This window comes from Microvirga splendida, assembly GCF_016427565.1.
Lineage (GTDB): Bacteria > Pseudomonadota > Alphaproteobacteria > Rhizobiales > Beijerinckiaceae > Microvirga > Microvirga splendida.
In genome coordinates, this window is sequence record NZ_JAELXT010000029.1 from 47593 (window position 1) to 54445 (window position 6853).

Below are 6853 nucleotides of genomic sequence, written 5' to 3' on the forward strand. Positions count from 1 at the left end.
CTGCGCGAGCATCGGCGGGGCAGGGTGGAAACGCCTCGTTCTGCCAGCCTCGCGCATCCACCCCATCCCGGACCTTGCGGTCCGACCTTCCCCCTCGAGGGGAAGGTGATTTAAGAGTGAACCATGCTGAAAGTGCGTCTCATCCCATGCCTCGACGTGAAGGACGGTCGCGTCGTGAAGGGCGTGCAGTTCCTCGATCTCGTCGATGCGGGCGACCCGGTCGAGGCCGCCAAGGCGTATGACGCGGCCGGCGCCGACGAGCTCTGCTTTCTCGACATCACCGCCAGCCACGAGGCGAGGGGGATCCTGCTCGACGTGGTGCAGCGCACGGCGGAGGCCTGCTTCATGCCGCTCACCGTGGGCGGGGGCGTGCGCACGGTGGAGGACATCCGCAACCTCCTGCTTGCCGGCGCCGACAAGGTCTCGATCAACACCGCCGCGGTGAAGAACCCGGATTTCGTGCGCGAGGCATCCGAAAAATTCGGCAACCAGTGCATCGTGGTGGCCATCGATGCGAAGAAGGTCTCAGGGGAGGGCGAACCTCCACGCTGGGAGATCTTCACCCATGGCGGCCGCACCGCCACCGGCATCGATGCCATCGCTTTCGCCAGGCAGGTGACCGACCTCGGGGCAGGGGAGCTTCTGGTCACCTCCATGGACCGGGACGGCACCAAGGGCGGCTATGACCTCGCCCTCGTGCGTGCCATCGCGGATGCGGTTTCGGTCCCCGTCATCGCCTCCGGCGGCGTCGGCAACCTCGACCACCTGGTCGACGGCGTGAGCAAAGGCCACGCCAGCGCCGTGCTCGCGGCCTCGATCTTTCATTTCGGCACCCACACCATCAGCGAGGCCAAGGGCTACATGGCCAGGGCCGGGCTGAAGATGCGGCTGGACGAGCCGGCTCATCCCTGATCGGACCGATCCATGCGCATCGCATGCCTGCACACCGCCGAGAGCAACATCGCCGTCTTCGAGGAGAGCTGCCGGAACGGGGATTTTCCGCTCCTGCAGCTCAGGCATGAGGTTCGGCCCGACCTTCTGGCCGAGGTCGAGGCGAGCGGGGGGCTGACCACGGCCATCGAGGAGAAGACCCTCGAGGCCCTGCTGGCCCTGTCGGTCGAAGCCGACGCCGTGCTCCTGACCTGCTCCAGCCTCGGGCCGGTGGTCGCCAGGGCCGCGGGATTGGCATCGAGCCCCATCCTGCGGGTGGACGAAGCCCTGGCCCGTGAAGCGGCGGAGAGCGGCGGGACAGTCGTCGCGCTCTGCGCCGTGACGACGACTCTCGAACCGACGCGCGCGCTGTTCGAATCCGCCGCGCAGGGGACGGGAGCGACCGTCGAGGTGAGGCTCGTCCCGGCCGCATGGGATCTGTTCAAGGCAGGGCAGAGGGACCGTTACCTGGTGCTGATCGCCGAGGCGGCGGACCACGCCTTCGGGGAAGGCGTTCAGACCGTCGCCCTGGCCCAGGCCTCGATGACCGGCGCCGCAGGGCTCTGCCGCAGGGGCCTGCCGCTGACAAGCCCGGGCGCCGGGCTGAAGGCAGCCCTTGCCATGGTGGGCAAAAGCGGTAAGGCAGCATGAGCAGGACGAACCCATAACCGCCTTCGGTCTCGCCCGCATCGTCGACGAGTGCGCCGCAGCCCCGGACAGATAAGGGATTTAGCCCATGACGATCTCCAACGAGGATGATCTGAACAAGCTGCGGGAGATCGGCAGGATCGTGGCCAATGCCCTCGAGGCCATGGCGGCGGCGCTCGAGCCGGGCATGACCACGGCGGAACTCGACTTGATCGGCCGCGGGCTGCTCGAGAAGGAGGGCGCCCGTTCAGGCCCGGAGCTCGTCTACGATTTTCCCGGCGCCACCTGCATCAGCGTGAACGAGGAGATCGCCCACGGCATTCCCGGATCGCGCCGGATCGAGGCGGGCGACCTCGTCAACATCGACATCTCGGCGGAAAAGAACGGCCTGTTCGCCGATACCGGCGCGTCCTTCGCGGTTCCGCCGATCACGAACGCGACCAAGCGGCTCTGTCGCGACGGGCGTCGCGCCCTATGGGTCGGATTGCGCCAGGTCGGGGCCGACAGGCCGCTGGCCGGCATCGGCCAGGCCATCGGGCAATTCGCCGAGAAGAACGGCTACACCCTCGTGCGCAACCTGGCGAGCCACGGCATCGGCCATTCCCTGCACGAGGAGCCGAAGGAGATCGCCACCTGGCCCGACCGCTCGGAGCGCCGGATCATGAACGAGGGTCTCGTCTTCACCGTGGAGCCCTTCCTGTCGCTGGGGGCGGAATGGGCCGAGGACGGCGACGATCCCTGGACCCTGTTCAGCGAGCCGCGCGCGCCCACGGTCCAATACGAACACACCGTCGTTGCCACCCGCAACGGTCCCCTTGTCGTCACCCTGCCGGGCTAGTTCACCCATGACCTCCTTCACCCTCAACGACCTCGCCCGCATCGTCGCCGAGCGCGCCGCAGCGCCGGCTTCCGAGTCCTACACGGCCAAGCTCATCGGCGGCGGCCCCGCCAAGGCGGCCAAGAAGCTCGGCGAGGAGGCGGTGGAAGCTGCCATCGCGGCCGTCGAGGGGGACCGCGAGAACCTCACGGCGGAAGCCGCCGATGTGCTGTATCATCTTTTGGTCGTGTTGCAGGGCGCCGATATTCCGCTAAGTGACGTTATGGCCGAACTGGAGCGCCGGACGGCGCAGTCAGGGCTTGCGGAAAAGGCCGCGCGCAAGCTCTAAACGAGAGGTGGTTCGCATGGACCAGCCCAACGTGGTTTCCACGCCCGAGACCGATGACGGGCTGTCGCCCTACCGGGTCTTCTCCCGCGACGAATGGGCGAAGCTGCGCGCCGATGCGCCGATGACGCTCACCGCCGACGAGGTGGTGCAGCTGCAATCCCTCAACGATCCGATCTCACTCGACGAGGTGGCGGCGATCTACCTGCCGCTCTCGCGCCTGCTCTCGCTCTACGTTGCGGCCACCCAGGGGCTGTTCAAGGCGACCCAGCGCTTCCTGCTCGCCGAGAACGACGCCAAGGTGCCCTACATCATCGGCGTGGCGGGCTCGGTGGCGGTGGGCAAGTCCACCACGGCCCGCGTGCTCAAGGCGCTGCTCGCCCGCTGGCCCAACACCCCGAAGGTGGACCTCGTCACCACGGACGGCTTTCTCCTGCCCAACGCCGAGCTGACGCGGCTCGGGCTCATGGAGCGCAAAGGTTTTCCGGAGAGCTACGACACCGGAAAGCTCCTGCACTTCCTGGCCGACATCAAGGCCGGCAAGCGCAACGTGAAGGCGCCGCTCTATTCCCACCTCGTCTATGATGTGGTGCCCGGCGAGGAGACGACGGTCGACCGGCCGGACATCCTCATCGTCGAGGGGCTCAACGTGCTCCAGCCGGCGCGCATGCCCAAGGACGGCACGGCCATCCCCTTCGTGTCCGACTTCTTCGACTTCTCGGTCTATATCGATGCCGACGAGGCCGACCTGCACCGCTGGTACGTGAACCGCTTCCTGCGCCTGCGCCACACGGCCTTCCGCGATCCGCTGTCCTACTTCCGGCGCTATGCGGAGCTGCCCGAGGCGGAGGCCATCGGCATCGCCGAGGGTCTGTGGAACCGCATCAACCTGCTGAACCTGCAGGAAAACATCGTGCCGACCCGCCAGCGGGCGAGCCTCATCCTGAAGAAGGGCGCGAGCCACCGGATCGAGACGGTGGCGCTGCGGCGGCTGTGAAACCGGCATGAAGCGCTTTGCCAAAGGGCTGATCGTTCTCAACATCCTGGCGCTGATCGTCACGGCGGCGGCCGTGTGGCTCCTCGACCGGCGCTCTGCCGTCGAGATGTTCGATGTCGCCTCCTATGTGGCGTTGGGCATGGGCGCGCTCGGAGGCCTCATGGTCTTCGGCTCGACCAGAGGGGTGAGCGCCTCCACGGTGATGGCCGCCAGCGCGGCCGATCAGCCGAGCTGGATCATGGATGCGCTGTGGGGCGACAAGATTTCCAGCCTATCGACGGGAGCCCTGTTCGTCATGGGCGGCATCTCATGGCTTGGGATTGCGTGGCTGCTGAGCAGTCTGTGAGGCCTCACCCGTCCCGAAGCGCAGCATTAATACGTTGATCGTTGTAGATGATATGCTCGGCCAGCCGGAAAACTTCCTTCATGTCGGGATGGTGCAAAGCTTCTTCTCTGCTGACGAGTGTTCCTAGAAACTTCGTTTCTTCTGTCGCCCAATCCTTAGCGATGCCGTGCTCGACCGGATCGAGGATCATGAATTGGGGAAAGCCGCCGGTTACACGGCAGCGCAAAGCGATCAGATGGCGCGGGTGGTGCGACATGCCTTCGCCCCATCCGCCGACGCTGATGATGACGTCCAAACCCTGCTCTTGAATGTGCCCTTCCGTCCAAACGGCGAAATAGACCGCGCAAGCCCATCCCTGCCGATCCACGAAGCCGTTCACTCTGATCGTGCGGCGCCCACAGCAATCGCAGAGGATAGCCTGTTCGTTTTCCCCTGGATCGATCGAGACAGGACCCTCCGGGATTTCGACCGGAAACCAGGAGGAGATAGGATGGCTGTTCATGAGGCCGCACCTCTGACGTTCTATTGAACTTAATATCATATCAAAGAAGAGCGAGTTAATATCACTGCCAACCTTCAGCGATCATAGGCGTTGTGCCTGCGGACGATCGGAGGATGCATGCCTACGCAGCCCGTTGACGAAAAGCTCAAGCGCAGCGCCGAGCACGCGAAGGAGGCGGCCGTCCAGACCCAGGAAGCCGCCGAGCAGACCCAGGAGGCTGCGGAAAACACACAGCAGGCGGCGCACCACACGCAGGCCGCGGCCACGACCACGGCCGTCGCCAGCGTGCAGATGAAGGACAGCGCCGACCGGCGCACGGAACTGGCCGCCAACCGCACGCTCTTCGCCGCCGAGCGAACCTATGCCGCCTGGGTGCGCACGGGCCTGACCGCCCTTGCCGCCGGGATCGGCGCGAAGAAGCTTCTGGAGGGCGTGGTGCCGGACTGGCTGATCATCTCCACCGGCTCCATCCTGATCCTGTTCAGCGCCTTCTGCTTCGCGTCCGCCGTCTGGCGCCAGCTCTTCACCGGCGCCCGGCCACCGCAACCGGACGTGCAGCGGATTCCGCCCATCCTGCTCGTTGGCTTCAACGGTTTTCTCGCGCTCGTGTCTCTGGCAGCGCTGTTCGGGCTGTGGTTCGGGCGGACGGGTGGGTGAGGTCGCAGGAACCTCGACATTGTCATCCCCGCGCAGGCGGGGATCCATAAACACGATGCCTCAAGAAGGGTCATGAGCGTCACGCCGCTTCCTGGAGCGTTAGCGTTTATGGATTCCGGGCTCCGCTCGCGGCCCCGGAATGACAGCGATCCTTACCCCAGCAAACCCTGCTGCTCGGCCATCTCCTTGAGGCTGGTCTGCGGGCGGGCGCCGAGATGGCTGATGATCTCGGCCGCCGCGAGGCCGCCGAGGCGGGCGCAGTCGGTGAGGTCGAGGTTTTTCACGAGGCCTGCGAGGAAGCCCGAGGCGAAGAGGTCGCCGGCGCCGGTGGTGTCGACCACGCGCTCCACGGGGAAGGCCGGCACGGCCCTGGTCTCGCCGCGGCTGACGATCAGCGCGCCGTCGGCCGAGCGGGTGATGGCGCCGAGCACGTTCTCCTCGCGCAGCGCCGCGAGCGCGGTGTCGGCATCCGACGTGCCGTAGAGGCTCTGCAGCTCGTGGATGTTGGCGAAGAGGATGTCGAGGCTGCCGTCGCGCATGAGGCCGAGGAACTCGTCGCGATAGCGGTCGACGCAGAAGGCGTCGGAGAGCGTCAGCGCCACCTTGTTGCCGGCCTCATGGGCGATCTTCACCGCCTTGCGGAAGGCCTCTTTGGCGGCCGGCGGATCCCAGAGATAACCTTCGAGATAGACGATGCTGGACGCGCGCACCGTGTCCGGGTTCACGTCGTCGGGGGTGAGGTTCTGGCAGGCGCCGAGATAGGTGTTCATGGTGCGCTCACCGTCGGGCGTCACCAGGATGAAGCTGCGGGCGGTGGCCGGGCCGTCCTGTGCCGGCGTCACGTCGTAATGGACGTCGATGGCCTTGAGATCGTGGGCGAAGAGCTTGCCCGTCTCGTCGTTCTTCACCTTGCCGATGAAGCCCGCCTTCACGCCGAAGGAGGCCACGCCCGCCGCCGTGTTGGCGCCGGACCCGCCCGACACGATGATCGCCGGGCCCATGTCGTCGTAGAGCTCTTCCGCCCGCGCCTCGTCGATGAGCTGCATGGCGCCCTTGTGGACCTTCTTCTGCAGCAGGAAGGCCTCGTCCGTATGGGCGAGCACGTCAACGATGGCGTTGCCGAGGGTGAGAACGTCGATGCGGGTCTGGGACATAGGCCACCGGGTTTGTGAAGGACGGGGCGCTTTCGCATCCGGGGCAGGGGAGGTCAAGGGTTCGCCAGGCTCTTGCGTGAGAACTCCGCCGGCAACTGTAATTTATAATGTAACAAGCCTAATCCGGTGATATGCGTAACGGGCGGTGCGGGCTGGATCATCGGGGAGTGCCATGCCCGATGCCGCTTCCCTGTGCACTCGCGACAAGGAGCCTACCCGTGTCTGCAACCGCCGTTCTTTCCGCGATCGTCGGAGCCTTGCTGATCGGTGCGATCAGTCCCGGTCCGAGCTTCGTCCTGGTCTCGCGCATTGCCATCACGTCGTCCCGCCTTGACGGCCTTGCCGCTGCCCTCGGCATGGGCCTCGGCGGTGCGGCTTTCGGTAATGGGATGGTCCGGCCGTGCTTCTGCCCCGCTTGTTCGTAAGCTGTGGGGTTTCGAGCCACGCAAGGAGCAC

The 6853-nt window shown here is 66.0% G+C and carries 9 protein-coding genes and 1 pseudogene; 8 read left to right on the forward strand and 2 right to left on the reverse strand.

The window, feature by feature from the left end; translation table 11 throughout:
• The first annotated feature begins 123 nt into the window (after nt 1-123).
• The 6 genes from hisF (at nt 124) to JAO75_RS20085 (ending at nt 4084) form a co-directional block, all read left to right on the forward strand.
• Nucleotides 124-912: an imidazole glycerol phosphate synthase subunit HisF gene (hisF, locus tag JAO75_RS20060; protein ID WP_199050918.1), complete on the forward strand. Its 789-nt coding sequence runs from the start codon at nt 124-126 to the stop codon at nt 910-912.
• Nucleotides 913-924: 12 nt separating this feature from the next.
• On the forward strand, nt 925-1581 hold the full coding sequence (locus JAO75_RS20065) for an aspartate/glutamate racemase family protein (RefSeq protein ID WP_199050919.1): 657 nt from the start codon (nt 925-927) through the stop codon (nt 1579-1581).
• Between the two features lie 85 nt (nt 1582-1666).
• Nucleotides 1667-2416: a type I methionyl aminopeptidase gene (gene map, locus JAO75_RS20070; protein WP_199050920.1), complete on the forward strand. Its 750-nt coding sequence runs from the start codon at nt 1667-1669 to the stop codon at nt 2414-2416.
• Nucleotides 2417-2423: 7 nt separating this feature from the next.
• Nucleotides 2424-2744 (forward strand): phosphoribosyl-ATP diphosphatase, encoded by a 321-nt coding sequence (locus tag JAO75_RS20075; protein ID WP_199050921.1) that lies wholly within the window; start codon nt 2424-2426, stop codon nt 2742-2744.
• 16 nt (nt 2745-2760) lie between these two features.
• Nucleotides 2761-3738, forward strand: a complete 978-nt coding sequence (coaA, locus tag JAO75_RS20080) for a type I pantothenate kinase (RefSeq protein ID WP_199050922.1) — start codon at nt 2761-2763, stop codon at nt 3736-3738.
• Nucleotides 3739-3745: 7 nt separating this feature from the next.
• Nucleotides 3746-4084 carry a hypothetical protein gene (locus JAO75_RS20085; protein WP_199050923.1) on the forward strand — a complete coding sequence of 113 codons (339 nt, stop codon included), beginning with the start codon at nt 3746-3748 and terminating at the stop codon, nt 4082-4084.
• Between the two features lie 4 nt (nt 4085-4088).
• Here JAO75_RS20085 and JAO75_RS20090 read toward each other — a convergent pair whose 3' ends face one another.
• Nucleotides 4089-4586 (reverse strand): hypothetical protein, encoded by a 498-nt coding sequence (locus JAO75_RS20090; RefSeq protein WP_199050924.1) that lies wholly within the window; start codon nt 4584-4586, stop codon nt 4089-4091.
• A gap of 117 nt (nt 4587-4703) precedes the next feature.
• Between JAO75_RS20090 and JAO75_RS20095 the strand changes: the two genes are divergently transcribed.
• Nucleotides 4704-5243, forward strand: a complete 540-nt coding sequence (locus tag JAO75_RS20095; RefSeq protein ID WP_199050925.1) for a YidH family protein — start codon at nt 4704-4706, stop codon at nt 5241-5243.
• A gap of 152 nt (nt 5244-5395) precedes the next feature.
• Here JAO75_RS20095 and JAO75_RS20100 read toward each other — a convergent pair whose 3' ends face one another.
• Nucleotides 5396-6397 (reverse strand): adenosine kinase, encoded by a 1002-nt coding sequence (locus JAO75_RS20100; RefSeq protein ID WP_199050926.1) that lies wholly within the window; start codon nt 6395-6397, stop codon nt 5396-5398.
• 218 nt (nt 6398-6615) lie between these two features.
• Here JAO75_RS20100 and JAO75_RS20105 point away from each other — a divergent pair.
• Nucleotides 6616-6777 (forward strand): annotated as a pseudogene (locus tag JAO75_RS20105) (LysE family translocator); the annotation flags it as partial.
• Between the last annotated feature and the right edge of the window lie 76 nt (nt 6778-6853).